24 protein-coding genes, 1 tRNA gene and 1 other RNA gene are annotated in these 26124 nt (G+C 73.2%); 17 read left to right on the top strand and 9 right to left on the bottom strand.

Translation table 11 applies throughout. The features are described 5' to 3' along the window. Window positions 1-21: 21 nt before the first annotated feature. Together HNO83_RS01010 and HNO83_RS01005 are read left to right on the top strand one after the other, a co-directional pair. A complete protein-coding gene (locus HNO83_RS01010) occupies window positions 22-735 on the top strand; it encodes a phosphatase PAP2 family protein (RefSeq protein WP_175335634.1) in 714 nt (237 codons plus the stop codon). Window positions 736-745: 10 nt separating this feature from the next. Further along, window positions 746-2590, top strand: a complete 1845-nt coding sequence (locus HNO83_RS01005; protein ID WP_175335633.1) for a helicase HerA-like domain-containing protein — start codon at window positions 746-748, stop codon at window positions 2588-2590. Here HNO83_RS01005 and HNO83_RS01000 read toward each other — a convergent pair. The 4 genes from HNO83_RS01000 to HNO83_RS00985 all read right to left on the bottom strand — a co-directional run bounded on the left by HNO83_RS01000 (window position 2587) and on the right by HNO83_RS00985 (window position 5398). After that, the gene (locus HNO83_RS01000; protein ID WP_175335632.1) at window positions 2587-3432 is read right to left on the bottom strand and encodes an aminoglycoside phosphotransferase family protein; all 846 of its coding nucleotides are present in this window, start codon (window positions 3430-3432) and stop codon (window positions 2587-2589) included. The genes HNO83_RS01005 and HNO83_RS01000 overlap by 4 nt on opposite strands. Continuing rightward, window positions 3429-4235, bottom strand: a complete 807-nt coding sequence (locus tag HNO83_RS00995) for a helix-turn-helix domain-containing protein (RefSeq protein WP_175335631.1) — start codon at window positions 4233-4235, stop codon at window positions 3429-3431. Before HNO83_RS00995 ends, HNO83_RS01000 begins: the two co-directional genes overlap by 4 nt. A gap of 51 nt (window positions 4236-4286) precedes the next feature. Beyond that, window positions 4287-4853 (bottom strand): hypothetical protein, encoded by a 567-nt coding sequence (locus HNO83_RS00990; RefSeq protein ID WP_349627043.1) that lies wholly within the window; start codon window positions 4851-4853, stop codon window positions 4287-4289. Between the two features lie 95 nt (window positions 4854-4948). Beyond that, window positions 4949-5398, bottom strand: a complete 450-nt coding sequence (locus tag HNO83_RS00985) for an iron chaperone (RefSeq protein WP_175335630.1) — start codon at window positions 5396-5398, stop codon at window positions 4949-4951. A gap of 101 nt (window positions 5399-5499) precedes the next feature. On the opposite strand from HNO83_RS00985, the gene HNO83_RS00980 reads away from it, so the two are divergent. Continuing rightward, the gene (locus tag HNO83_RS00980; RefSeq protein ID WP_175335629.1) at window positions 5500-5865 is read left to right on the top strand and encodes an META domain-containing protein; all 366 of its coding nucleotides are present in this window, start codon (window positions 5500-5502) and stop codon (window positions 5863-5865) included. Here the strand turns inward: HNO83_RS00980 and HNO83_RS00975 are convergent. The 3 genes from HNO83_RS00975 to HNO83_RS00965 form a co-directional block, all read right to left on the bottom strand. Continuing rightward, window positions 5862-7085: a MinD/ParA family ATP-binding protein gene (locus HNO83_RS00975; protein ID WP_349627042.1), complete on the bottom strand. Its 1224-nt coding sequence runs from the start codon at window positions 7083-7085 to the stop codon at window positions 5862-5864. The two genes, HNO83_RS00980 and HNO83_RS00975, sit on opposite strands and share 4 nt — an antisense overlap. 129 nt (window positions 7086-7214) lie before the next feature. Next, window positions 7215-7907 (bottom strand): ABC transporter ATP-binding protein, encoded by a 693-nt coding sequence (locus tag HNO83_RS00970; RefSeq protein ID WP_175335628.1) that lies wholly within the window; start codon window positions 7905-7907, stop codon window positions 7215-7217. Continuing rightward, window positions 7904-8992, bottom strand: a complete 1089-nt coding sequence (locus tag HNO83_RS00965; protein ID WP_175335978.1) for an FtsX-like permease family protein — start codon at window positions 8990-8992, stop codon at window positions 7904-7906. Before HNO83_RS00965 ends, HNO83_RS00970 begins: the two co-directional genes overlap by 4 nt. Window positions 8993-9140: 148 nt before the next feature. On the opposite strand from HNO83_RS00965, the gene HNO83_RS00960 reads away from it, so the two are divergent. Then, window positions 9141-10316, top strand: coding sequence for a sensor histidine kinase (locus HNO83_RS00960; protein ID WP_175335627.1), 1176 nt, complete (start codon window positions 9141-9143; stop codon window positions 10314-10316). Further along, window positions 10313-10933, top strand: coding sequence for a response regulator (locus HNO83_RS00955; RefSeq protein WP_175335626.1), 621 nt, complete (start codon window positions 10313-10315; stop codon window positions 10931-10933). Before HNO83_RS00960 ends, HNO83_RS00955 begins: the two co-directional genes overlap by 4 nt. 148 nt (window positions 10934-11081) lie before the next feature. Here the strand turns inward: HNO83_RS00955 and HNO83_RS00950 are convergent, their stop codons facing one another. Beyond that, window positions 11082-12131 carry an aldo/keto reductase gene (locus tag HNO83_RS00950; protein WP_175335625.1) on the bottom strand — a complete coding sequence of 350 codons (1050 nt, stop codon included), beginning with the start codon at window positions 12129-12131 and terminating at the stop codon, window positions 11082-11084. A 90-nt stretch (window positions 12132-12221) separates the two neighbouring features. Here HNO83_RS00950 and HNO83_RS00945 point away from each other — a divergent pair, with 90 nt between their 5' ends. The 4 genes from HNO83_RS00945 to HNO83_RS00930 all read left to right on the top strand — a co-directional run bounded on the left by HNO83_RS00945 (window position 12222) and on the right by HNO83_RS00930 (window position 14606). After that, entirely contained in the window at window positions 12222-12812 is a 591-nt protein-coding gene (locus HNO83_RS00945; RefSeq protein WP_175335624.1) for a TetR/AcrR family transcriptional regulator, read from the top strand. Between the two features lie 105 nt (window positions 12813-12917). Then, entirely contained in the window at window positions 12918-13949 is a 1032-nt protein-coding gene (locus HNO83_RS00940) for an LCP family protein (RefSeq protein ID WP_175335623.1), read from the top strand. 19 nt (window positions 13950-13968) lie between these two features. Continuing rightward, entirely contained in the window at window positions 13969-14169 is a 201-nt protein-coding gene (locus tag HNO83_RS00935; RefSeq protein ID WP_175335622.1) for a DUF1737 domain-containing protein, read from the top strand. Between the two features lie 50 nt (window positions 14170-14219). Further along, on the top strand, window positions 14220-14606 hold the full coding sequence (locus HNO83_RS00930) for a hypothetical protein (RefSeq protein WP_349627041.1): 387 nt from the start codon (window positions 14220-14222) through the stop codon (window positions 14604-14606). A gap of 107 nt (window positions 14607-14713) precedes the next feature. Here the strand turns inward: HNO83_RS00930 and HNO83_RS00925 are convergent. Then, window positions 14714-14801 (bottom strand) — tRNA-Ser (locus tag HNO83_RS00925). Between the two features lie 102 nt (window positions 14802-14903). Here HNO83_RS00925 and ffs point away from each other — a divergent pair. From ffs to HNO83_RS00885, 8 genes are all read left to right on the top strand, one after another. Further along, an RNA gene (gene ffs, locus HNO83_RS00920) (signal recognition particle sRNA small type) lies at window positions 14904-15000 on the top strand. A gap of 101 nt (window positions 15001-15101) precedes the next feature. After that, window positions 15102-16439, top strand: a complete 1338-nt coding sequence (locus tag HNO83_RS00915) for a DUF1254 domain-containing protein (RefSeq protein WP_175335621.1) — start codon at window positions 15102-15104, stop codon at window positions 16437-16439. 1 nt (window position 16440) lies between these two features. Beyond that, entirely contained in the window at window positions 16441-18576 is a 2136-nt protein-coding gene (gene pta, locus HNO83_RS00910) for a phosphate acetyltransferase (RefSeq protein ID WP_175335620.1), read from the top strand. Continuing rightward, entirely contained in the window at window positions 18573-19775 is a 1203-nt protein-coding gene (locus tag HNO83_RS00905; protein ID WP_175335619.1) for an acetate/propionate family kinase, read from the top strand. The genes pta and HNO83_RS00905 overlap by 4 nt, the downstream gene beginning before the upstream one ends. A 13-nt stretch (window positions 19776-19788) precedes the next feature. Further along, the gene (locus HNO83_RS00900) at window positions 19789-21132 is read left to right on the top strand and encodes an acyl-CoA thioesterase/BAAT N-terminal domain-containing protein (protein WP_175335618.1); all 1344 of its coding nucleotides are present in this window, start codon (window positions 19789-19791) and stop codon (window positions 21130-21132) included. A gap of 8 nt (window positions 21133-21140) precedes the next feature. After that, on the top strand, window positions 21141-22415 hold the full coding sequence (locus tag HNO83_RS00895) for an acyl-CoA thioesterase/bile acid-CoA:amino acid N-acyltransferase family protein (protein WP_249776399.1): 1275 nt from the start codon (window positions 21141-21143) through the stop codon (window positions 22413-22415). Next, window positions 22412-23641, top strand: a complete 1230-nt coding sequence (locus tag HNO83_RS00890) for an acyl-CoA thioesterase/BAAT N-terminal domain-containing protein (protein WP_349627040.1) — start codon at window positions 22412-22414, stop codon at window positions 23639-23641. The genes HNO83_RS00895 and HNO83_RS00890 overlap by 4 nt, the downstream gene beginning before the upstream one ends. 50 nt (window positions 23642-23691) lie before the next feature. Continuing rightward, window positions 23692-26121: a DNA polymerase III subunit gamma and tau gene (locus tag HNO83_RS00885; RefSeq protein ID WP_175335616.1), complete on the top strand. Its 2430-nt coding sequence runs from the start codon at window positions 23692-23694 to the stop codon at window positions 26119-26121. Window positions 26122-26124 lie beyond the last annotated feature (3 nt).

Below are 26124 nucleotides of genomic sequence, written 5' to 3'. Positions count from 1 at the left end.
GCTCCGGGTACGGTGGCGGGCATGACCGTGCAGCACAGCGACTCGCCGAAGCCCGACGCCGAGGGCCACGACGTCGCGAAGGCGGCCCAGGTCACTCGGCGCTGGCCGGTGGTGGCGGGGTCGGTCGCGGTCGCCCTGGTCGTCGGGCTCGGCATCATCATCGCGCTGCGCCCGAAGCTGCCGTTCGAGCTCGACACCGAGTGGATGGGCGAGATCGTGGAGCACCGCTCGCCGTTCTGGCTCGGTCCCGCTCTGTTCTTCAACTACGCCGGCGGCGGCATCGTGGGCTCGGTCGTCGTGCCCGTCGTGATCGTCCTGCTGCTGCTGGCCTTTCGCAGGCCGTGGGGCGCCGGCTACTTCGCCATCGCGAGTGCGGTGTCGGTGATCTGTGTCCAGATCCTCAAGCACACCGTCGACCGGGCGCGGCCGACGGACATCCTCGTGCACGCCGACACGGGTTCATTCCCTTCCGGGCATACGGCCAACGCGGCGACCATGGTGGTCGTGCTCGGCATCCTGTTCCCGCGGGTCTGGGTGTGGTGCCTCGGCGTGGCGTGGGCCGTGCTGATGGCGGTCAGTCGCACGTACCTCGGGGCGCACTGGATCAGCGACACCGTCGGCGGCCTGCTGCTCGGCTCCGCCGTCGCCGTCATCGTGTGGACGCCGCTGGCGCACAAGCTCGCCCTCGAGGCGACGCAGCCGCATCCCTTCTTCCTGGCGCACCGCCGCCAGTAGAGTGTGCCGCATGAGCGACGCGGACGCGCTGGCGAAGGCGCAGGCGGAAGCCGAGGCGGCGGCGCAGGAGGCCGAACGGCTGCAGGCGGAGGCGGCGGAAGCGGTGCGGCGGGCTCAGGAGGCGTCCGCCGCGGCGGAGGCGGCGCGGGCGGCCGCCACGGCCCCGTCACCCGACCCGGCGGATCCGGCACCCGGGCCGCTCGACGTCACTGCCGTTGACGCGGTCCGCGCCGGGTACGCCTTCGACGGAGCCGTGCTCGAGCTGGGCGCCCTGGTGAACGGCGACGCCCGTCCCGACGTCCCGGTCCGCCTCCCGATCGCCATGACGAACCGTCACGGGCTGGTCGCGGGAGCCACCGGAACCGGCAAGACGAAGACGCTGCAGGTGCTCGCCGAGCAGCTCTCCGCGGCCGGTGTCCCGGTCTTCGCGGCCGACATCAAGGGCGACCTGTCCGGGATCGCGACACCCGGCGAGCCGAACGACAAGCTCCTGGAGCGCACCCGGGGCATCGGGCAGGACTGGGCGCCGCGGGCAGCCGCCACGGAGTTCTTCTCGCTCGGCGGGGTGGGACGTGGTGTCCCGCTGCGTGCGACCGTCGCCGGCTTCGGGCCGCTCCTGCTGTCGAAGGTGCTCGGCCTCAACGCGACGCAGGAGTCGAGCCTCGGCCTGGTGTTCCACTACGCCGAGCAGGCCGGTCTCCCGCTGCTCGACCTCGCCGACCTGCGTGCGGTGCTCACGTATCTGACCAGCGACGACGGCAAGGACGAGCTCACCGGGCTGGGCGGGCTCTCCAGTGCGACCGTCGGCGTCATCCTGCGCGAGCTCATCGCGTTCGCCGACCAGGGCGCCGAGGCGTTCTTCGGCGAGCCCGAGATCGACACGGCCGAGTTCCTCCGCGTCGCCCCTGACGGGACCGGCGTGGTCAGCCTGCTGGAGGTCCCGGGCGTGCAGGACAAGCCCGCCGTGTTCTCCACGTTCCTGATGTGGCTGCTCGCCGACCTGTTCAACGACCTTCCGGAGGTCGGCGATCTCGACAAGCCGAAACTGGTCTTCTTCTTCGACGAGGCGCACCTGCTGTTCCGGGACGCGTCGAAGGACTTCCTGGCGTCCATCACGCAGACCGTCCGCCTCATCCGCTCGAAGGGTGTCGGCATCTTCTTCGTCACCCAGACGCCGAAAGACGTGCCGTCGGACGTGCTCGCCCAGCTCGGCTCGCGCGTGCAGCACCAGCTGCGGGCGTTCACTCCCGACGACGCGAAGGCCCTGAAGGCGACGGTCTCGACCTATCCCACCTCCGGCTACGACCTGGCGCAGGTGCTGCAGTCGCTCGGCACCGGCGAGGCGGTCGTCACGGTGATGAACGAGAAGGGCGCACCGACCCCGGTCGCCTGGACGCGGCTGCGCGCACCACAGGGCTCCATGTCGCCGACCCCGGACGACCGGGTGGAGGCTTCCGTCGCGGCCTCGCCGCTGCAGCAGAAGTACGGCACGCCGCTCGACCGCGACTCGGCGAGGGAGATGCTCGGCCGGAAGCTCGATGCGGCCGCGGCCGCTGCTGCCCAGGCGGAGACGGAGGCGGCCGCGGCGAAGGCGGCTGAGCAGGCCCACACGGACGCGGAGGCGCAGGCCAAGGCGGACGCGAAGGCCCGCGAGGCGGCGGACCGCGCGGCGCAGAAGGAGTACGAGCGCATCCTGCGGCAGACCTCGCCGCGTCAGACCACGCGGCGAAGCTCCTCCCGCAGTACTTCCCGCGGCGACAGGACCGTGCTGGAGCAGGTGCTGGGATCGAAGGCGACGCGCGACATCCTGGGCAGCGTGGTGGAGGGGATCTTCGGTACGCGACGCCGGCGCTAGCGAGCGCGCGTGCCCTCCCCGAGCAGCGCCCGTGCTCGGTGGGCGACGCCGCGCGCGGCGGTCGCGTCGCCGCCGTCGGCCTCCGACCACACCGCCGAGAGCCCGCCCCAGGCCAGCGCCCAGCACAGGATGCGGCGCTCGCCCATCCCGGTCTCCGACGCGATCACGCCCACCGCGCGCTCGAGCCGTCCCGCCGCCAGCGCGACCGCCGCGTCCGGGTTGCAGAGCACGTTCGCCACGTCGAACCCGGGATCGCCGTGCAGCGGCTTGGGGTCGATCGCGAGCCACCCGCGCTCGCCGCCGTCGAGCACGTTGCCGTGGTGGAGGTCGCCGTGGAGCACGACATCCCCCACGGGATGAGCGAGCAGGTCGAGCGCGGTGTCCTGGGCGTCTGCCAGGAGGTCGTCGTCGTGCTCGCGGTCGACCAGGTCGCGGAACCAGCGGCGCAGCGGGATCAGTCCGGCCGGCCTGGGCGGCGTTCCGGCCGCGTGCAGGCGAAGACCGGCTCGGCAGAGGATGCGGGTCGCCTCGTCGTCGCCGTCCGGTCCGCTCCGCGCCAGCGCCGCCAGGTCGCGCGGACCGCCGGCCCGCTCCAGCAGCTGCACGCCGTCGTCGGCGACGAGCACGCGCACCGCCCCCTCGCCGTGCCACCAGGCGAGCACGTCGCCGCCTGCGCGCTCCTCGCCGGACACGGCCCGCTTGAGGAACAGCCGCTCGTCGCCGCGGCGGACCGGCTGCAGCACGCTGGACGGGGTCGAGAACGCCTCCCCGTCCGGCCGCAGGCCCCAGCGCTCGCGCCAGGGCGCGAGGGCCGCGTCGTGGTCGCGTCCGGTGCCGCTCATCCCCGCACCGCGGCCGCGTAGGCACCGGGCGCGGAACCGACGACCGCCTTGAACTCGCGGCTGAAGTGCGCCTGGTCGGCGTAGCCGAGCGCGGCAGCGAGGCCGGCGAGCTGCGGCGGCTCCGCCGATCGCAGCGCGGCCGCGGCCTCCTGGAGCCGGTACCTCTGGATGAGCCACTTCGGGCCGAAGCCGATGTGACCGGCGACCAGGCGCTGGAGGTGCCGCACGCCCAGTCCGAACCGCTCGGCCAGCTGCTCGACCCGGAGCAGGTCGCGGTCGTCCTCGACGGCCGCCACGATCCGGTCGACCAGCCGGGCATCGTCGTCCGGCTCGGGAAGGGTGTCGAGCCAGGCCTCGAAGGCGGCCACGGCCGCGCGGTCGTCGCCGCGAGCCATCCCGGCGCGCACCGCCTCTGCCATGCCGCCCGTGCCGTCGACCCGGAGGCGGGGGAGCGGGACGACCGGCGGCAGAGCGCGGAGCGACGCGCCGCCCCAGCCGCGCGCGGCACCCGGGTGCAGCAGCACGCCGAACGCCCATCCCGAGTCCTCCAGCGTGCGCGAGGTGAGCCCGCGGTGCGCGCGGAACAGCGCAGCGCCCTCGGGCTCGACGACGAGGTTCGCCGTCGGGTACTCGAGCACGTCCTGCCGGATGCGCGCTACGGCCGGCAGCTCCCATCGCGGGAGCCAGTAGTGGCGCACGAAGAGCGCCGCGCGGTCGCCGGGGAACAGGCGCGCGATCCGTACGGGCGCCCCCGGTGTGAGCAGCCCCTTGCTTCGCGGCTCGGCATCGGTGCGCGCGGTCACGCTGTCATCCTGGCACGGACCGGGGACACCGCGCCGCGGCGGCGGCGACGGTCAGCGCCCGAAGCGCACGCGCTCGAACCAGTACAGCAGCCGCGGCCACGTCTGCCGCAGCTGCGCGGGCGTCATCGGCTCGGCGGGACGGGTGACCGGCACGTCGAGCTCCTCGGCGACGCGCTCCATGTCCTCCGACGACCAGAACTGGCCGCGCATCCGGATGAGGAGCCGGCCCTCGGCCGACGCGACGAAGAGCTGGGGCAGCACGTCGAGGGTACTGCCCTCGTACACCTTCACCATGATGACGGCACCGGGTTCGCCGGGGGCCACCCGTACCGTGCGGCCGAAGAAGCCCCGCTCCCGCACCCCGCCGGGCCCGACGGCGATGGTCGTGTTGAGGAACGACGCGACGCCCACGATCGTCGCCGCGATCACGATCAGGTGCGCGACGAGCACGACCGGCCACCCCTCGCCCGGGATGGTCAGCCAGTAGAGCACCGCGAAGACGGGCGTCGTCAGGGCCAGCACCGCGACGATGCCGCGGAGGAACAGGTGGCGGTGCGGGCGCAGGACGATCTCGCGGGTCGGTCCCGCGTCCCTGTGCACCCCGGTCTGCTCGTTCACTCCATGAGCCTCTAGGAATCGGAGCGCTCCCGGTAGCGGCATTTTGGGGGACACCCATGCGGGGGTGGTGGGTCGGTGCCCCCGGTGCAGGTCCGTCAGCCGGCGGCCGTCTTCACGAGCTCCCGGATGCGCTCCTCGTCCTCCGCCGTCAGGTCGACGATTGCGAAGGCGACCGGCCACATCGTGCCGTCGTCCAGCTGGGCGGGGTCGTTGAAGCCGAGAGTGGAGTACCGGGTCTTGAACTTCGACGACGGCTGGAAGAAGCAGAACGTCTTGCCGCCGATGGCGTACGCCGGCTGCCCGTACCAGGTCTTCGGCCAGGCGTCCGGCACGGTCTCTGTCACGATCGCGTGGACGCGCTCGGCGAGCCGCCTGTCGTGGTCCGGCAGCTCGGCGATCTTGTCGAGGACGTCCTGCGTGTCCTCCTCGCGCGTCGCCTTGCCGCGGCGGGCGCCCTTGACCTCCTTCGAGCGCTCCTTCATGGCGGCGCGCTCCTCCTCGGTGAAGGCGGCGGACGTGGATGCGGTCTCGGTGGTCTTCGTCATGCCTCCGACCGTAGAGGGTCGGCTGCAGGTCGCGCTTCTCCGAAACTGCTCTCCGCACGACAGGGCTGGCCGGGGGCGTGCGCGCCCACTACGGTCGAGCCATGACAAGCCGATCGGCTCGCGGCGCCCTGACGGCGACCGTGGTGGTGGCACTCCTCGCGCTCACCGGATGCACGTCCTCCGGTTCCCCGTTCGTCGGCGACTGGGGCACGGTCGCCTCAGGACAGCCGTCCCTCACCATCTCGTCCGACGGCTCGTTCTCCGGCACCGACGGCTGCAATCCGGTGGAGGGGAAGGGCTCGATCTCGGGCGACACGTTCACGTTCGGGCCGTTCGCCTCGATCGCCAAGGCATGCCCCGGCGTCACGCCGTGGCTGAACCTCGCCGACACCGCGAAGGTGGACGGCGGCACGCTCGTCGTCTACCGCACGGGCGGGAAGCAGGTCGGCACGCTCGACCGCCGCTAGAGCCCTTCGGCGACCGCGGCGGCCGCGTGCAGCCAGGCGCGGCGCGTCCGCGGCGCCAGCGACTCGAATGAGAGCCGGCCGCCGTGCATCTCCGGGTCGAACGGGATGGTGACCGCCCGCCGCGCGAGCGGCTCGAACCCCTTGGCGACCCGCCCGACTTCGGAGGCCGGTCCGGTGCGCTCGGACTGCGACACGATCGCGACCGCCTCGCGCGCGAGCCGCGCCGAGTGCGCGTCGCGCTGCAGCAGAGCCTCCAGCAGCAGCGCCCCGGCCTCGGCGTGCTCGCCGAGCGCGGTCGTGGCGATGACGAGCTGGTCGGTGTGGTCGATCATCCGCAGCCAGCGCTCGGCCGACTCGTCGTTCCCGCTGTCGATGATGACCAGCCGGTAGAACTTCGTGGCGACGGTGTGGAGACGGTCGAAGTCGGCGCTGGAGATCCGCTGCTCGGTGGCGAGCATCGTCGGGTTCGAGCGCAGCACGTCGTACTTGTCGGCGTTCTGGTGGTGCACGTAGTGGCCGATGTCGGCGGTTCTGGCGCCGGCCGACATGAGCGCGTCGGTCGCCGGGAGGAGCGACTGCACGGTCGCGTCGTGCTCGTCCTTCTCGGTGCGCCAGCCGAGCGTGCCGCGGGTCTCGTTGTTGTCCCACGCGAGCACGCCGGAGCCGCCGTTGCGGGCGAACACGGCCGACAGGAGGGCCGTGGTCGGCGTCTTGTTGGCTCCGCCCTTGCCGTTGACGATCGCAATGGTGCGGGGTCCGGCCCAGTGGCGGCTCACCGCATCCAGCTCCGCACGCTCCCGGAGCTCGGCGGCGGAGGGCGCGAGGGGCATCCCGGCCCGGGCGAGGGCGCCGCGGAGGCCCTGCTTCGCGCGGTCCGGACGCGGCCGTTCGACGTACAGGAACGACTCGCGCGACGGCGGCTCGGTGGAGGCGACGGGCGTGGGGGCGTCGGCGGAACCGACCGAGAGGGCCTCCTCGTCGCCGATGCTGCCGTCGGGCTGGACGGCGAGGAGCCAGTCGCCCTCCTCGTCGGAGACGGTGAGCCGCACCGGGCGGCCGGCGGCCGCCGCGAGTTCGCCGACGCGGCCGAACACGGCCTCGCGCAGGCGCTGCGTGCTGTCCTCGGCGAAGCTCTCGTGGACGCCGTCGCCGGTCAGCTCGCCGGTCGCGTCCGGCGAGAGCCGCGCGCTCAGGTGCGGCGATGAGGTCAGGTCGATCACGGTGGTTCCTTCCGCGGCCCGTGCACGGAGACGGCACAGACCGACATCGGACGGTAGACGCGTTCAGCGGCCCGGTCCAGTCTCGCCCAGGCGTTTGCCAGGTGCCGACGAGCGCTCAGCGAACACCGATCACGACACTCGCGCCGCCTCCGGCACCTCCGCCCGGCCGTCGACCATCGTGACCAGTTCGTCCAGCGCTCCGCGGTGCACGAGGTCGTGCGTCACCAGCAGGGTGGCGGTCCCGCGGTCGCGGCTGAGGTCCTGGATGAGCTGCATGATGGCGGCGCCGCGCTCCTGGTCGAGTGCGCTGGTCGGTTCGTCGACGAGCAGCACCGACGGCTCGTGCACCAGCGCGCGGGCGATCGCCACCCGCTGGCGCTGGCCGCCGGAGAGCTGCGCGGGGCGCTTGCCGGCGTGCGCGGCGAGTCCCACGGCGTCCAGGAGCTCGTCGGCGCGCCGCCGTACGTCGCCGCGCCGGTCGCGCCGCCCGCCGAGCTCGGCCATGACGAGCAGCTGCTCCCGGGCGGTCAGCGCGGGCAGGAGGTTCGACTGCTGGAACACGATGCCGATGCGGTCGCGGCGCAGAGCCGTCGCCTCGCGGCGGGTCAGGCCGGCGGCATCCACGTCGTCGACCAGGACGCGGCCGGAGTCCGGCCGGATCAGCGTCGCCGCGACGGCGAGGAGCGAGGACTTGCCGGAGCCGGACGGCCCGGTGATGCCGGTCACGACGCCCGGGCGGGCGGTGAGCGAGACGTGGTCGACGGCGGTGATGCGCGCGTCCCCGTCCGGGAAGGTGAGGGTGACGTCGTCGAGGGTGATCATCGGTTGCTCCCGAGTGCGGTGAGGGGGTCGGCGGAGGTGACGGAGCGCAGCGCGACGGCCGCGCCGGCGAGGCCCAGCAGCGCCATGGCGGCGGCGGGGAGGGCGGAGGTGAGCGGGCTCGGCAGGAACGGCAGCGCGCCGCCGGCCAGCAGTCCGAGCCCGACGACCGCGGCCATCCCGACGCCGATGCCGGCGACCAGGACGACGAGGGCCTGGCCGAGGGCATCCCGGACCAGAGCGGCGGTGGATGCGCCGAGCGCCTTGAGCACGGCGATGTCGGCGGAGCGCTGCATCGTCCACACGGTGAAGAACGCGCCGACGACGAGGGCGGACACGCCGAACAGCAGCGCGATCATGAGCCCGAGCGATCCGATCTCCGAGGTGAAGGTCTCCAGCGCGGTGAGGCTCAGCAGCGGCGGGTTCGCGATCGTGCCGGTGGCGGAGGCGACGGCGTCCCAGTCGGGGGAGCCGCTGACGGCGAGCACGGTCGGCTCGCCGGTTCCGCCCAGCCGGCCGTCCGCGGCGGCCCAGGCGGCGGGGGTCAGCGCGACGACGGGGGTGTGGCTGTACCAGAGGTCGCCGCCCACGGCGGTCACCCGGTAGCTCGTGCCGGCGATCGACACGTGGCCGCCGACGCCCACCCCGAGGTCCTTCGCGGCCCCGGCCGACAGGCCGATCTCGCCGTCGCGCCGCGGGGCGAGGTCGGTGACGGCGGAGGCGGGAGCGTCGTCGGGCATCCCGAACAGCGCGACCCCGACCGAGGTCGAGCCGCCGGACGCGGTGTCGGAGGCCCTGCCCTGCACGATGCCGATGGCGGTGGCGTCGCGGACGCCGTCGGCGTCCCGCCACGCGGAGACCGTCTCGGGCGAGAGCGTCGACTCGGAGAACGACGGTCGCGCGCCGGCCGAGGTCTGCAGCACGAGCCGGTCGCCCGGCAGGTTCAGGACGGCGGAGACGTTCTGCGCGGCGAGCCCGCCGGCGAGGCCGGCGAGGAAGCCGACGAGGAGGGTGATGAGGGCGACGACCGCGCCGATCAGGAGGAACCGGCCACGGGCGTGCCGGAGGTCGCGCCAGGCGACGAACACGTTGGTCCTTTCCGGGCCGCGGACCCTCCGCGACGCCTTCTCCAGCCTCCCGTCGCGCGGCCGGCGGGTCATCGCCAGCCGGATGGGTCCTGCGATCGAACTTTCGGTTGATCCGCTCCGGACGCACGTTCCGTATCCTGAGGACGACATGCCGCACACCCCTCTGACCCCCGTGTTCGTCGGCCTGCGCATCGGCCTGCACGTGCTGGTCGCCGCCCTCCTCGCGCTCGTGGTGCTGCGCGTGCTGCTCGTGCCGTCGCCGCTCGGCTGGGTCGCGCTGCTGCTGGCCCTCCTGTTCGCCGTCGTCTACGTCGCGGGCGCCGTCGTCGCCCGTCAGCCCGCGGGCCGCCGCCGGGTGGGCGGCGTGCTGTGGATCTCGGCGCTCACCCTGGTGTGGGTGGCCCTCGTCTTCCTCGTGCCCGAGGCGGCCTACCTGGTCTTCCCGCTGTTCTTCCTCTACCTGCACGTGCTGCCGCCGAGGATCGGCCCGGTCGCGGTGGTGGCGGCGACCGTCGTCGCCATCGTCGCGCTCGGCCTGCACTCCGGCTTCACCCTCGGCGGGGTGATCGGGCCGCTGGTCGGCGCCGGCGTCGCCCTGCTGATCGGTCTGGGCTACCGCGCGCTCGCCCGGGAGGCGGCCGAGCGGGAGGCGCTGCTCGCCGAGCTGCTGGCGACCAGGGACCGGCTGGCCGCGTCCGAGCGGGAGCAGGGCATGCTGGCGGAGCGCTCCCGCCTGGCGCGGGAGCTGCACGACACCGTGGCGCAGAGCCTGTCGAGCATCCGGCTGCTGCTGTTCGCCGCGGAGCAGGCCGATGAGGACCGGCCCGGGATCGAGCATGTCCGGCTGGCGCGCGAGACGGCGGCGGACGCTCTCTCAGAGACGCGCCGCTTCATCCGCGAGCTGACGCCGCCGTCGCTCGACCAGGGCCTCGGCTCGGCGCTTCGGCGGCTCGGCGACCAGTGGACGCGCGACGGGCTGACCGTGACGGTCACCGCGGCGGGCGACGACCGCATCCCGATGGACGCGCAGACCGCCCTGCTCAGGATCGCCCAGGGGGCGCTGGCGAATGTCGCGCAGCACGCGGGCGCCGCGAACGTCCGCATCGAGCTCGACGCCGACGCGTCCCGCGCCCGCCTGGTGGTGGCCGACGACGGGTCCGGCTTCGATCCCGCCGTCGCGCGTGCTGTGGCCGCCTCGACCGACTCGTTCGGGCTGCGGGCCATCCAGGAGCGCGTGGACCAGCTCGGGGGAGAGCTCCGCATCGACAGCGCACCGGGCCGCGGCACGACGCTCGCGGTGACGCTCGGGAAGGGGGAGCGATGATCCACGTCCTCATCGCCGACGACCATCCGGTCGTGCGCGCCGGCCTGCGCGCCCTGCTGACGGCGGCCGACGACGTGACGGTGGTCGGCGAGGCGGCGACGCCGGAAGAGGCGGTCGCCCTGGCGGAGCAGCTCACGCCGGAGCTGGTCCTGATGGACCTGCAGTTCGGCGAGGCCGACACCGGAGCGGACGCGACCCGCCGCATCCGGGCGCTGGATGCGGCGCCATACGTGCTCGTCCTCACCAACTACGACACCGACGGCGACATCCTCGGCGCGGTCGAGGCCGGGGCGAGCGGCTACCTGCTCAAGGACGCGCCGCCGCACGAGCTGGTGGCGGCGGTTCGGGCGGCGGCGCGCGGGGAGAGCGCCCTCGCCCCCGCGATCGCCGGCCGGCTCCTCGCCCGGATGCGCGCTCCGCAGGTGAGCCTGTCGGCGCGCGAGATCGAGGTGCTGCAGTTGGTCGCGGAGGGCGCGTCCAACGGCGAGATCGGCGCGCGGCTGCACGTCACGGACGCGACGGTGAAGTCGCACCTCGTGCACGTGTTCTCGAAGCTGGGCGTCGGGTCGCGGACGGCGGCGGTGGCGGAGGCGCGGGGGCTCGGCATCCTGCGCTGACGGTCGAAGCGAATGCGTTCGTTGGCTTTTCGGTGCGTTCGGCGGACAATTGGAGCATGACGCCGGCGGGGCGGACGGTATCCCCCAGCCGAGCGACGCCCCGTCGGTGTCTTTCTGCTCGGCCACGAGGCCGCGCGGCCCCATGCGATCAGCGCAGCGCCATCCCGGGCACGCGGCGCCGGATGGCCTCCAGTGTCGCCTCATCCGAGACGCCCTGCCAGTCCCACCGCGGCGTGTACGGCGCGGTGAGGGCGGTGACCTCGTCGTCGGTGAGCTCCACGTCGAGGGAGGCGATGGCCTCGTCGATCTGCTGCGTGGTGTTCGCGCCGACCAGCGGAGCGGTCACGACCGGCTGGCGGTGCAACCACGCGAGGGAGACGGTGGCTCGGCTGACCCCGCGCGCGGCGGCGACCTCGCCGACCGCGTCGATGATGGCGTGGTTGGACTCCTCCTCGGCCGGCGTGTAGAGCAGGTCGGCGTAGTCGCCGTCGCTCTCGGACTGTGCGGTGGTGCGGGCATCGTCCCAGGCCCGGGTCAGACGGCCGCGCGCCAGCGGGCTCCACACGATCGTGCCGACGCCCTCGTCCAGGCACAGCGGGATCATCTCGCGCTCCTCCTCACGGGCGAGCAGGTTGTAGTGGTCCTGCATGGTGACGAACCGGGCCCAGCCGTGCTGCTGCTGCAGATTGAGCGCCTTGGCGAACTCCCATGCGAACATCGAGGAGGCGCCCAGATAGCGCACCTTGCCGGCCTTGACGAGGTCGTGCAGCGCCTCCAGAGTCTCCTCCAGCGGGGTGGAGTGGTCGTTGCGGTGGATCTGGTACAGGTCGATGTAGTCGGTGCCCAGGCGGCGCAACGAGTGATCGACCTCGGTCATGATCGCCTTGCGCGACAGGCCCCGGCCGTTCGGTCCCGGCCGCATCGGGTGGCGAAGCTTGGTGGCGATGACGACGTCGTCGCGGTCGGCGAAGTCGGCGAGTGCCCGGCCGAGGATCTCCTCGCTGGAGCCGTTGGAGTAGATGTTCGCCGTGTCGAAGAAGTTGATGCCGGCCTCGAGCGCGTGCTTGATGAGCGGTCGCGCCTCCTCCTCGCCCTTGGACCAGACGGGGTGGCCGCGGTCGGGCTCGCCGTAGGTCATCGCGCCGATCGCGATGGGGGAGACGTCGAGGCCGGTCGTGCCGAGCTTGCGATACTGCATGGGATCTCCTCGCGGGTATAGTCGGAGAGTTCTCCGTTTGTGGGAGGGACGTTACCGGAGACTTCTCCGTTTTGCAAGAGAGGATGGCGCATGGCCACGGAATCGTCGTCGGGAGGCCGCCGATCGGACGCGCAGCGCAATCGGTCCCGCATCCTGGAGGTCGCGTACCGGGCGTTCTCCGACGACCCGGACGTCTCACTCAATTCCATCGCCAAGCTGGTCGGCGTCGGCGCCGGCACCCTGTACCGGCACTTCCCGACGCGCGAGGCGCTTCTCCTGGCGGTCTATCAGGAGGAGGTGGAGCAGCTGGTTGGCTCGGTCGACCGGATGCTCGAGGAGGAGGAGCCGCTCGACGCGTTCCGCTCCTGGGCGAGGAAGCTCGCCGCCTACGCCCGGATCAAGCACGGGATCGGCGAGGCGCTCACGAGTCCAGAGGCGCAGGAGGTCATCGGGGCCACCTGGTCACCGGTGAGCCGCGCCATCGCCCGGCTGCTCGCCGCGGCCGCCGAGCGCGGGGAGGTGCGCGAGGGTGTGGATCCGGACGACGTCATCCTGCTGCTCAGCGCCCTGTGGCGCGTGCCCGACGGCGAGACAGGCCTCGCGCAGGCGGATCGGCTGCTCGAACTGATCATCGACGCCCTTCGCCCCCGAACTGGGGTACAAAAGAGTCCTCCAAAGTGAGGACAATTCAGGAATCCCGAGGTAGCCTGACGAATAGATGAGCAAAGCTCACCTCCAAGAACCCGACGATGCGTCCCCGATCAGACGCGAAGGAGGGATGGGGCCTTGGTCTCCTATTCGGTTCACCACCACCATCACCACCCGGCGGCCCGACGGCCGCACCATGCGTGGTTCGTCGCGCTGGCGGCGGTCGTCGTTGCTGTGGCGGTCGCGGTCGTCGTCGCCGCGGGAGGCGGTGCCGTCTACGTCGGCTCCGTCGCCTCGACGTTCGACTCCCACGTCTCCCATATCCAGCGCGCCTTCCCCGCCGACGCCGTGCGGCCCGCTGCGACCTCGACCGGGGCGATGAACATCCTGCTGCTCGGTTCGGATTCGCGCGGCGCCCCGACGGAAGTCGGGCAGACCGGCGTCTCGAACCAGCGCGCGGACACCATGATGCTCGTGCACATCGACGCCGACCGCCGCAACGTCTACCTGATCTCGATCATGCGCGACCTCTGGGTGCCCATCCCCGGAAATGGGACGGCGAAGATCAACGCGGCCCTCGCCTGGGGCGGAACGCCGCTCGTGGTGCAGACGGTCGAACACCTGCTCGGTGCCCGCATCGACCACGTCGCGATCGTCGACTTCGCCGGCCTGACCGACATGACGAACGCGCTCGGGGGAGTGGATGTGGACAGTCCGGTCGCGTTCACCACGGTGAAGTCGCCGCACTACAGCTTCGTGAAGGGCATGAACCACCTCGACGGAGCGCAGGCGCTCGCCTTCGCCCGCGAGCGCTACGCCTTCCCGACGGCCGACTACCAGCGCGTCGCCGACCAGCAGGCCCTGATGCGCGGCTTCGCGGCCAAGCTGATGAGCCTCGACGTGCTGGCCGACCCCGGCAAGGTCACCTCGTTCGCCGCAGCCGCCGGCTCCTCGGTGAAGGTCGACCAGAACTTCGGGACGCAGGACATGCTCCAGCTGGCCGCGAGCATGCGCCTGTCGGGGGCGTCGAGCATCCACTCGTTCACCCTCCCGACGGCCGGGACCGGCACCTCGGCGGACGGCCAGTCGATCGTCAACGTGGACCAGGGCGCGGTGGCCCGGCTGCGGGCGGCGCTCGCCGACGACACGCTCGCCTCCTTCGGCGGCTGAGCGTGTCACGATGGGTGCCATGGAGACCACGAAGGGACGCCTGCCCCGCTACCGTCTGCTGACCGGCATCGACGACTCGGTGTTCTGCGAGCGAGTGTCGGAGGCGCTGGACCTCGGCTACGAACTGCACGGCGGCCCGGCGCTGACCTGGAACGGGACGACCGGCTACGTGGCTCAGGCCGTGATCTGGCGGCAGGACGGTCCGACGCCGGAGTCGTGACCCTCGGTACGCAGTGCGTCGGTCGGCATGTCGCCTGATACCTTCCTCGGGTGACCGTCGCCTCCGCCGCGCTGCTGCTCCTGTGCGTGCTGCTCGCCGCCCTCGCCCTGTTCCAACTGGCGCTCGTCGCCGGCGCGCCGTGGGGGCGGCTCGCGTGGGGCGGAGCCGATCGCGTGCTCCCCGCACGCCGCCGCGTCGCGAGCGCAGTCGCGATCGTGCTCTACGCCCTCTTCGCAGCGGTCTTTCTGGCCGTGGCCGGGATGATCGCCTCGGGCCTCCCCGATGTCGTCGTCAGGGTGCTGGCGTGGGTGATCGTCGCCTACCTCGCCCTCGGGACCGTCATGAACGCGCTGTCGCGCAGCCGGCCGGAACGCTACGCGATGGCGCCGCTCTCCGGGCTGCTCGCGCTGCTCGGCACCGCGGTCATCCTGCTCTAGCGTCGGGGATCCGGCCGCACTCGGTGCGAATCTCCGGCGGGAGGCAGCCCAGCCGGAGATTCGAACGTTCGACTGCTCAGCTCGGCGGCGCTCGTCGAACGGGGAAATGGCGGAGAATGGGGGATTCGAACCCCCGAGGGCTTGCACCCAACACGCTTTCCAAGCGTGCGCCATAGGCCACTAGGCGAATTCTCCTGGCGCTGCCTTCCGCTCTCGCGGCCGGCGGCTCACAGTATCTTACTTGATCCGCGAAGGCCCCGACGCACACGCCTCCCAGCCGCACCCGCTACACTGGTTCCCGGCTCCCCACGTGGCGCCATCCAGGCCAACTCCCCCAGGGCGGAAACGCAGCAAGGGTAACCGGGCTCTGGCGGGTGCGTGGGGGGTCTTTTTTCGTCCAGCCGCGTGTCACCTGCTCCGCGTATCCTGTGGCCAGGAGCGCCGGGCTTCTACAGCTTGTAGAATAGCTGCCGAGTTGGACGGACGGGGTGCGCAGTGACCGAGGAGCTGACCGAGCTCGCGACCGAGGCCTACGTCGTGGGCTTCCCTCTGGTGTTCGACCTGGAGCAGGTGGTCCGGTTCGTCGAGGAGGGCATCGGCGGCGTCCCGCCCACACCGTTCAACGTCTTCGGTCACGCGCGCGAGCTCGCCGGCCCGGACGACACGTTCGTCTCGATCAACAACGACACCGTCTACTCGATCGCGCAGGTCGACCTGAGCGTCGGCCCCGTCCGGCTCTCCGTCCCGGCGGCGGGTGACCGCTATCACGTCCTCCAGTTCGTGGACGCGTGGACGGACAACTTCGCGTACGTCGGGACGCGCGCGACCGGCGGCTCCGGCGGAGAGTACCTGCTGCTGCCGCCGGGCGCCGACGAGACCAGCGACGACACGGGGACCGGCGTCCGCACCATCCGCTTCTCGACCCGCGTCGGCACGATCGTCGGCCGCTGGGCCGTCGACGGCGAGGACGACCTCCCGGCCGTGCACGCCCTCCAGGACGCCCTCACGCTGACCCCGCTGCATCAGACCCTCGTGCCGCCGGAGGGCGTGCCCGCCGCCCCCACCGGGCAGGGCGAGGCCCTCGACTTCTTCGAGAAGCTGCGCGTCTGGTCGCAGGCGTTCCCGCCGGCCCTGCGCGACCGGCCGGCACTGGAGTCGTACGCGCCGCTCGGGCTGCTCAGCCCCTACCCGATCGCCGATCAGCCGGAGTCCGTGCGGACGGCGCTCGCCACCGGATACGCCCTCGGCAAGGAGGCGCTCGAGTCGGCCCTGCGCACGGCCGGCACCCTCGTCGATCACTGGCAGGTGAACCTGCACGTCTTCGACTACAACCTCGACTTCTTCGAGGTCGGCGCCATCGACGCCCCGGAGTGGAAGCTGAGCGACCCGCGCACCCGGTACGCCCACCGCGCCGGCGCCGCGCTCGGCGGCCTGTGGGGCAACCACGCCTACGAGGCGGCCTACATCATGACCTACGAGGATGCCGCGGGCGATCCGCTCAGCGGCGACCGCACCTACCGCCTGCGACTGAGCCCGACCCCGCCCGTCGGTGCGTTCTGGTCGCTGACCATGTACGACCTCCCGCACTACTACCTCGTCGCCAACCCCATCGGGCGCTACTCGATCGGCGACAGGACGCGCGGGCTCGTGTACGACGACGACGGAGGACTGACCATCACGATGAGCGCCACCCGACCGGCCGACGAGAAAGCGGCGGCCAACTGGCTGCCGGCGCCCACCGGGCGCTTCCGCCCCATCCTGCGCCTGTACCAGCCGGGCGCGGAGGTGCTCGACGGAACGTACACGATCCCGGCGATCGAGCGGGTCGGCTGACGTGGCGCGATCGCTCTACATCACCTCGGCGGAGGGGCACACCGGCAAGTCGACCGTCGCTCTCGGCGTGCTGGAGGCCCTGCGCCATTCGGTCGGCCGGGTCGGCGTCTTCCGCCCGATCGCCCGTTCGACCGCCGAGCGGGACTACGTGCTCGAGCTCCTGCTGCAGCGCACCACCGCGGGCATCGCGTACGAGGATGCGGTCGGCGTCGGCTACGAGGATGTGCACGCGGACGCGGATGCCGCTCTCGGCGAGATCGTGCGGCGGTTCCGCGCGGTCGAGGCGCAGTGCGACACGGTCGTGATCCTCGGCTCCGACTACACCGACGTCGGCAGCCCGACCGAGCTCGGCTACAACGCGCGCATCGCGGCGAACCTCGGCGCCCCGGTGCTGCTGGTGCTCGGCGGCCGCGTGGGGCAGGGCCTCGGCGAGCGGCTCGGCCAGGCGGACCCGCGCTCGCCGGAGGATCTCCGCCAGTTGGCCGAGATCGCCGTCGCCGAGCTGCGCACCGAGCACGCGAGCCTGCTCGCGGTGATCGCGAACCGGGCCGACGCCGAGAAGCTGGAGCCGATCGTCGCGGCGGTCGCCTCCGTGGTCGGCGCCGCGGCGGCGGCCGCGGGCACCTCCGACCGCCCGCCGGTGTGGGCCATCCCGGAGGACCCGTTCCTCGTCGCCCCGAGCATCCGGTCGATCATGGAGGAGACCGGGGCCACGCTGATCTCGGGCGAGGAGACCCTGCTCTCGCGCGAGGCGCTCGGCGTCGTCGTCGCCGGGATGTCGATGAACAACGTGCTCCCGCGTCTGGTCGAGGGCTCCGTGGTCGTCGTGCCCGGCGACCGGACCGAGGTGCTGCTCGCGGTGCTCATGGCGAACGCCTCCGGTACCTTCCCCTCGATCGCGGGCATCGTGCTGAACGGCGGCTTCGAGCTGCCGGAGCCGATCGAGCGGCTGCTCGCCGGCCTGCGGTCGCCCCTCCCGATCGTGCGCACGGGCCTCGACACGTACGAGACGGTGGTCCGCATCACGCACGCCCGCGGGCGGCTCGCCGCCGACTCGCAGCGCAAGTACGACACCGCGCTCGCCCTGTTCGAACGGCACGTGGATGCGGGCGCGCTGCTCGCGCGGCTCAACGTCTCCCGGCACGAGGTCGTCACGCCGCTGATGTTCGAGTACGACCTGATCGAGCGGGCCCGCGCCGCGAAGAAGCACATCGTGCTGCCGGAGGGCGAGGACGACCGCATCCTGCGCGCCGCCCACACCCTGCTCGCTCGCGGGGTCGCCCGCCTGACCATCCTCGGCGAGCCGTTCGAGGTGCGATCCCGCGCGATCGAGCTGGGCCTCGATCTGACCGGCGCCGAGGTGCTCAGCCCGTTCGACGACGTGCTGCGGGTGCGGTTCGCGGAGGAGTACGCCCGCCTCCGGGCACACAAGGGCATCACCGTCGACCAGGCCGCGGACACGGTGACCGATGCCTCGTACTTCGGGACGATGATGGTGCACCTCGGGCTCGCCGACGGGATGGTGTCTGGCGCCGCCCACACGACGGCGCACACCATCCGCCCGGCGTTCGAGATCATCAAGACGACCCCGGGTGTGTCCGTCGTCTCCAGCGTGTTCCTGATGGCGCTCGCCGACCGCGTCCTCGTCTACGGCGACTGCGCCGTCATCCCGGACCCGACGGCCGAGCAGCTCGCCGACATCGCGATCTCGTCGGCGACGACGGCCGCTCAGTTCGGCATCGAGCCGCGCGTCGCGATGCTGTCGTACTCGACCGGCGACTCCGGCGCGGGTGCCGACGTGGAGAAGGTGCGGACCGCGACCGCCCTGGTGCGCGAGCGCGCGCCGGAGCTCGCGGTGGCCGGTCCCATCCAGTACGACGCGGCGGCGGACGCGGCGGTCGGCGCCGCGAAGATGCCCGGGTCGGAGGTGGCCGGGCGGGCGACGGTGTTCATCTTCCCCGACCTCAACACCGGCAACAACACCTACAAGGCCGTGCAGCGCAGCGCCGGTGCCGTCGCGATCGGGCCGGTGCTGCAGGGTCTCCGCAAGCCCATCAACGACCTCTCGCGGGGTGCGACCGTCGACGACATCGTCAACACGGTGGCCATCACGGCGATCCAGGCGGCCCTGTCGTGAGCGCCGTCCTCGTCGTCAACAGCGGATCGTCGTCGTTCAAGTACCAGCTGATCGACAGCGAGACGGAGGAGTCGCTCGCCTCCGGGCTGGTCGAGCGGATCGGCGAGCCGAGCGGGCACACGACCCACCGCGGTCCGAACGGGAGCACGGAGCGCACGCTCGCCATCCCGGATCACACCGCCGGCTTCCGGGCCATGCTCGAGGCCTTCGAGGCGGAGGGACCGAGCCTCGCGGACAACCCGCTCGACGCCGTCGGCCACCGCGTGGTGCACGGCGGCAAGCGCTTCTTCGAGCCGACCATCGTCACCCCGCTCGTCGAGATCAACATCGAGGACCTCTCCGACCTCGCACCGCTGCACAACCCGGCGAACCTGCAGGGCATCCGGGCCGCGAAGAAGGCGTTCCCGGACGTGCCGCACGTCGCGGTCTTCGATACGGCGTTCCACCAGACCCTCCCGCCCGCCGCGTATACCTACGCGATCGACGCCGGCCTCGCCGAGCGCCACCGGGTGCGCCGGTACGGGTTCCACGGGACCTCGCACAAGTTCGTCTCGGAGGCGGCGGCCGAGTTCGTCGGCCGCCCGCTCGGCGAGCTGCGGCAGATCGTGCTGCATCTCGGCAACGGCGCGTCGGCCGCGGCCATCGACGGCGGCCGTTCGGTCGACACGTCGATGGGCATGACGCCGCTCGAAGGGCTCGTGATGGGCACGCGGTCGGGCGACCTGGACCCGGCGGTGCTCGTCCACCTCGCCCGGCGCGCGCACCTGTCGACCGACGAGCTCGACGAGCTCCTCAACCGGCGCAGCGGTCTGCTCGGCCTCTCCGGCCGCGGCGACATGCGCGATGTGCGTCAGGCGGCAAGCGGCGGCGACGAGGAGGCGCGGCTGGCGCTGGATGTCGCCGTGCACCGCCTCAAGCACTACATCGGCGCGTACACGGCTCTGCTCGGCGGCCTGGACGTCCTCACCTTCACGGCCGGCGTCGGCGAGAACGACGCCGCCCTGCGCGCGGAGGTCCTGACCGGGCTGGACGTGCTCGGCATCCGGCTCGATCCGGAGCGCAACGCCGATCCCTCGCACGATGCGCGGGTCATCTCGGCCGACGGGTCGGCGGTGACCGTGCTCGTCGTGCCGACGAACGAGGAGCGCGAGATCGCCCGGCAATCGTTGCAGGCCGTTCGGGAGTCGACCGGGAGCTGACGGGAGCACGGCCATGCGGCGACGGCGCGGCGGGGACGGAACGGGGCGGAGCCCCCGGCGGTCGCTGCTCGCGCGCGTCGCCGCGGTGGTCGCGGCGGGCGTACTCGCCGTGTCCGCCCTGGCCGCCTGCAGCGCATCCGACGCCGGGGCGGCCGGTCCGCGCTTCGTCACCCCACCCCTGGTGCGGTACAGCGCGGTGCTCTGGCCGGTGCCGCTGCAGCTGGTCGGCGCAGAGCCGGGAGCGCGCCTCCGGGTGACGGCGGACCTCGTCACCGGCCGCGGCACGTGGACCTCGGGGGCCACCTACACGGTGCCGGCGTCCGGCGTCCTCGACCTGGCGCGGGCCCGACCTCAGCTTGCCCCCTTCGCCGACGCGGACTCCGCCGGTCTGTTCTGGTCCCTCCGCGGCCCGAAGCTCGGCGCTCAGGCGGCTGCCCGGCAGTGGATGCGCGACTCGATCGCCGTGACCCTCACGGCCTCCGCGGACGGCCGTGTGGTGGCCTCGCGCCGGTTCGACCTGATCGGGCTGGCCTCCGGGATCGCGGTCCGCACGCTGTACACGCGCGACCTGCGGCCGGCGATCGACCTGCGGCTGCCGCGGCAGACGCACGAGGACGTGCCGCTCGGCACGTTCTACAGCGCCGCGTCGCTGGAGCGGCCGCAGACGCCGGCCGTGCTCATGCTCGACGATCCGTCGGAGGGGGCGTCCTCCGAGTTCACCGCTCCGCTGATCGCCCAGCTCGGCGCCTCGGTTTTGAGCATCCCGGTCGCGGCGTCGGCCGACGGCGTCCGCTCGACGGGCATCATCTCGGCGACCACCGTGTCGGCGGTGTTCGACTGGCTCGAGCAGCGGCCCGACATCCAGCACGACCGGATCTTCGTCTACGGGTCGGGCGTCGCCGAGCAGCTCGCCGTCTGGGCCGCCACCCGGTTCCCCTCTCGGACCTACGGCCTGTTCGTCGCCTCCGGGTCGCCCGCCCTCCTCTGCCTGCCGGCCGCCCAGGTCGCGCCGGCGTACGAAGACGAGGACGGCCTGCGCTGCCTGCCCCGCTCGGGGGCGGTCGTGCCCGACGCCATCCCGAGCATCGACGGCATCGCGGGCCCGGTCGTGATCGCGTGCGGCGAGGGCGACACGGTTCTGCCGAACGCCTGCGACTGGCAGCGCGCCCTCGCCGCGACGCGGGGGCACCGCGCGGGCGACGCGACGATCTATGCCGCGGGCTCCTCGCACTCGGTCTCCGTTCCGCCCGGACTGCCGATCGACCTCCCCGCCTCGGGCGGGCAGCCGACCGAGAGGGCGCGCGTGGCCTTCTGGGACGCGGTGGGGCGTGCCGTGCTCAAGGCGGTGCTGGGATGAGGCGCCGGATGCTCAGGGCGGTGGTCGCCGTCGCCGCCCTGGTGGCCGTGCTGTCGGGGTGCGCGGCGGCCGGCGGCGGGGGTGCGCGCATCCGGTTCAGCCTGTTCGGCGACGGGATGTCGCAGCCGTTCGGCGTGCGGCTGACCGGTCTGCAACCGGGCGAGCCGGTGGTCGTGTCCGTCCGGGCGCGCACCGGCGCCGGCTGGCTGTCGTCGCGAGCGGTGTATGCGGTGCCGCCGGACGGCCGCGTGCAGCTGTGGTCGCAGGAGCCGATCTCCGGTCCCTACCCCCGGCCGGACGGCTCCGGGCTGCTCTGGAGCCTCGCCGGACCGTCGCTCAGCCAGCGGCAGCTCGAGCAGCAATGGGTCTACGGCGGTCTCGACCTCCAATTCCGTGCCGAGCAGGCCGGTCTCTCGGTCGCCACCGCCGTCCTGCACCGTGCACCGCTCGCCGCGGGCACCAGCGACCGGGACGTGCTCGGCAGCGACCTGATCGCGACGGGAGACCCGGAGGCCGCCGGACTCGCCGCGCCTGAGAAGGTCGGACTGCTGGTCGAGTCGGTTCCCACGCCGGTCGACCTGCGCCCCGGCGTCATCGTGATCGACGGCGACGACGACGGAGGCGCCGGCGCCTTCGCCGCCCACCAGATCGCCGCGGCCGGCTTCCCTGTCTTCGTGCTGCCGGCGTTCGTGCCGGAGGGGCGCATCGCCGGGTCCGCCGCGCTGTCGGTCGAGACGTTCGACGCGGCGCTGACCTGGTTCTCCTCGCTCCCGATCGTCGACGAGGCCCGCGTCTTCGTCTACGGCACCGGCCCGTCGTCCTCGCTCGCGCTATGGTTCGCCTCGCACGACCCGGAACGGGTGCACGGGGTCTTCGCCGCGAGCGGTGCGACGGCGCTGCAGTGCACGTCGGAGGCGGGGAGCCCACTGCTGATCCAGCACAACCTCCCGCTGCCCTGCGCGAACCCGGAGCGCACGATCGCGGGCACCGACATCCTCCCGCTGCAGCGCATCCCCGGCCCCGTCGTGCTGGCATGCGGGACCGCCGACCGGCTGCTGCCCACCGCGTGCGACTGGACCCGGGCCGGCGAGCGGGTGCGGGGCGAGAAGGACGGGGATGCATTCCTCTACTCCGACGGCGCCGGTCACGAGATCTCCACGCCGCCGGAGCTGCCGGTCGGGCTGAGCGACCTGCCGCCCGCGACGGCGCAGGCGACGGAGGACGCCAGGGTCGCCTTCTGGCAGGTGGTGCTCGCCCGGCTGGCGGGGGCGATGCGGCCGTGAAGCGCGGAGGGGCGCTCGCCGCCCTGCTCGGTCTCGTCACGGCGCTCCTCGCCGGCTGCGGGGCCGTGCCCTCGGCGGCAGGCCCGCGGTTCGAGGTGAGCGAGGAGCCGAGCGGCGTGTGGGAGCCGGTGCACCTCCGGCTGGTCTCCCTTCCCCCCGGTGCGCGGGTCACGATCACGGCGGATGCGCTGACCGGCGGCAGGTGGACGTCGCGGGCGGAGTACTCGGTGCCCTCGTCGGGCATCGTCGACCTCGACCACGACGTGCCGGTCGAGGCGCCCTTCACCGGCGCCGACGGGATGGGCCTGTTCTGGTCTCTGAGCAATGCCGGCGGTGCCGCGGCCACCTCGCCGGAGCAGTGGGGCGGGACGACGGTGGCCGTCGACCTCGCCGCGACGATCGACGGCAGGCGCGTGGCCGCGCGGCGGCTGCACCGCGTAGGTCTCATCTCGGTCGCGCCGTCGACGGCGGTCTCCGACGGCGAGGTCCTGGGCGACTACTTCCGCCCGGCCGCGTCGTCGCCGGCGCCGCGCCCGGCGGTGCTGGTGTTCGACGACACCGACCCCGGCACCCCGACCGGGGTGCTCGCCGCCTCCACGCTGTCCGCGATGGGCTATCCGGCCCTCATGCTGTCGACCTACGGGGCGGAGGGCCGGCTCGACGTGGTGCGCACGTTGGCAGGGGAGCGGGTGGTCGCCGCGCTCACCTGGCTCCGCTCGCAGCCCGGGGTGGATGCGCGGCGCATCTTCGTCTTCGGGACCTCGCGCGGCGCGCAGCTGGCGCTGTGGGCGGCGGTCGCGCATCCCGAGCTGGTGTACGGCGCCATCGCCCCGGCCGGGACGACCGGGCTCGTCTGCCCGTCGCCCGTCCCGGGACCGGCGGTGACCGTGGGCGGGGACTGGGTGCCCTGCCTGAGCGGGAACCGCGACCCGAGCACCGCCGCGGTGCTGGAGTTGAACCGCATCCCCGGACCCGTCGTCCTCGGCTGCGCCGGACAGGACGAGCAGCTGGAGACGGCGTGCGGCTGGATGGACGCCGCCGCGACCATCCGGCCGCCGCACGGCGGCGATGCCTACGTGCGTGCACCCCAGGCCACGCACCTCTTCTACGTGCCGCCGTACACGCCGCTGTACCTGCCGCCGCCGCCCGCCGCGCAGGCGACGGAGGACGCCCGGGTCGCGCTGTGGTCGGCCATCGCCCGGGCGCTGAACGTGCGGGGGCCGTGACCCACGGCGGAGCCCAGCCGAATGTCGGCGGCGGTGAGTACCATGTGTGAGTGGTAACCGCCCTGTATCGCCGCTATCGGCCCGACACCTTCGCCGAGATGATCGGCCAGTCCCAGGTGACCGAGCCGTTGATGACGGCACTGCGCACCAACCGGGTCAACCACGCCTACCTGTTCTCGGGTCCGCGCGGCTGCGGGAAGACCACGTCGGCGCGCATCCTCGCCCGCTGCCTCAACTGTGCAGAGGGCCCGACCGACACCCCGTGCGGAAAATGCTCCAGCTGCATCGAGCTGAGCCGCGACGGAGGAGGGTCGCTCGACGTCGTCGAGATCGACGCCGCGAGCCACAACGGCGTCGACGACGCCCGAGACATCCGCGAGCGGGCGATCTTCGCCCCGGCGCGCGACCGCTACAAGATCTTCATCCTCGACGAGGCGCACATGGTGACGCCGCAGGGCTTCAATGCGCTGCTCAAGATCGTGGAGGAGCCGCCGGAGCACGTGAAGTTCATCTTCGCGACGACCGAGCCCGAGAAGGTGATCGGCACCATCCGGTCGCGCACCCACCACTACCCGTTCCGGCTCGTGCCGCCGGCGCAGATGCTGGAGTACATGCAGGGCCTGTGCGACAGCGAGGGCATGACGGTCGCCCCCGGCGTGCTGCCGCTCGTGGTGCGCGCGGGCGGGGGTTCGCCGCGAGACACCCTGTCGCTGCTCGACCAGCTGATGGCCGGGTCCGAGGGCAGCGCCATCGAGTACGAGCGCGCGGTGGCCCTGCTCGGGTACACGCACGCGGCTCTGCTCGACGAGGTCATCGACGCCATCTCGGCGCGGGATGCGGCGGGAGCCTTCGCGGCGGTCGACCGCGTCATCCAGACCGGCCAGGACCCCCGGCGGTTCGTCGAAGACCTGCTCGAGCGCCTGCGCGACCTCATCGTCGTCGCGGCGACGAGTGTGGAGGGTGCAGCGGCTGTGCTCCGCGGCGTCCCGCAGGACGAGCTCGACCGCATGGGCGTGCAGGCGATGAAGTTCGGCGCGGCCGAGCTCAGCCGCTCCGCCGACATCGTCAACGCGGCCCTGACCGAGATGACCGGTGCGACCTCGCCGCGCCTCCACCTGGAGCTCATGATCGCGCGCGTGCTCGTGCCGTCGAGCGACGAGAGCGAGCGCGGAGCCCTCGCCCGCGTCGAGCGGCTGGAGCGCCGGGTCGGCGTCAGCGACGCGGTCGGCGGCTCGTCCGCGGAGCCGGCGGCTCCGGTGCGTCCGGCGGCGCCTGCGGCACCGGTGCGCCCTGCGGCTGCGGCGCCCGAGCCCGCACGGGCCGAAGCGGCCGCCCCCGCCGAAGCCGCGCCCGCGGCCACGCCGACTGCGACGCCCGCCGCCGCCCCGGCGACCCCGTCCACCCCGGCGCCGTCCGCCGCGCCCGTGCCCGCGACCGCCGCGACTCCGTCACCGGAGCCGGCACCCGCGGCCGAGCCGCAGGCCGCAGCGCCGGTCGGCCCGGTCACGACGCAGCAGGTGAAGGACGCCTGGCCGCAGATCCTCGAGGCCGTGCAGCGCGCGAAGCGCAGCGCGTGGATGGTCGTCTTCACCGCGCAGGTCCGCTCGCTGAACGGCGACGTGCTCACCCTGTCGTTCCCGAGCGACAACGACGTGCAGAGCTTCCGCCAGCCCGAGGCCGGAGGAGCGCTCGGCACCAGCGAGTACCTCCGCCAGGCGATCGTCGACGTGCTCGGCATCCGCGTGAAGTTCATCGCCCGCGCCGACTCCGCCCCGGGCGGCGGCGGTTCGCCTCGTCCGTCCGGCGGCTCCCCGGCGGCGCCGACCGCCGAGACCTGGCAGGGCGCGGAACCGCCCGCGTCCGCGGCCCCCGACGGCGGCGCGTCCGCTCCGGCAGCGACCGGCCCGGCCGGCGGCACGCCCTCCCGGTCGAGCGCGGCGCCGGCCGCGAGCTCCGGCGCGGCGCCGAGCGCCTCCGCCGTCGCCGGTGGCGTCGTCACCGAGTGGGCGACCGTCGCCATCCCCTCGGCGCCGTCCGCCGACGCCTCCGTCACCACCGCATCGACCACGGCCGCCGTCGTCACGCTCGAGCGCCCCGCTGCGGCCGCCGTCGCGGCGGCGCCCACCGTCGCGGATGCGCCGCCGGCCGCGCCCGAGGCAGACGAGCCGCCGTTCGACGACGTCCCGCCGCCCGAGAGCGAGCCGCCCTACGAGCCGCCGGTCCCGGAGGAGCCCGCGGGCGACTGGTCGGCCGCGCCCTCCGGCGACGCCGCGTCCCGCCCGGCGGCGCCGTCTTCCGCCTCCCCGCGCGCCGCGGACGAGCCCGCCCGCTCGGCGCGGCCGTCGTCGGCTCCGGCTTCGGGGTCGCGCACCCCGACCTTCCAGCAGCCGCAGCGGTACGGCGAGGCGGTCGTCCGCGAGATCCTCGGCGCCACCTTCCTCGAGGAGCAGCCCGCCCCTCCGACCCCGGGGATGAGGTAGCCG

The organism is Leifsonia sp. C5G2, assembly GCF_013359685.1.
In the GTDB taxonomy this organism is placed as follows: domain Bacteria; phylum Actinomycetota; class Actinomycetes; order Actinomycetales; family Microbacteriaceae; genus Leifsonia.
Note: the sequence above shows the minus strand (reverse complement) of the source record. Positions and strands in the feature narration are given on the sequence as shown.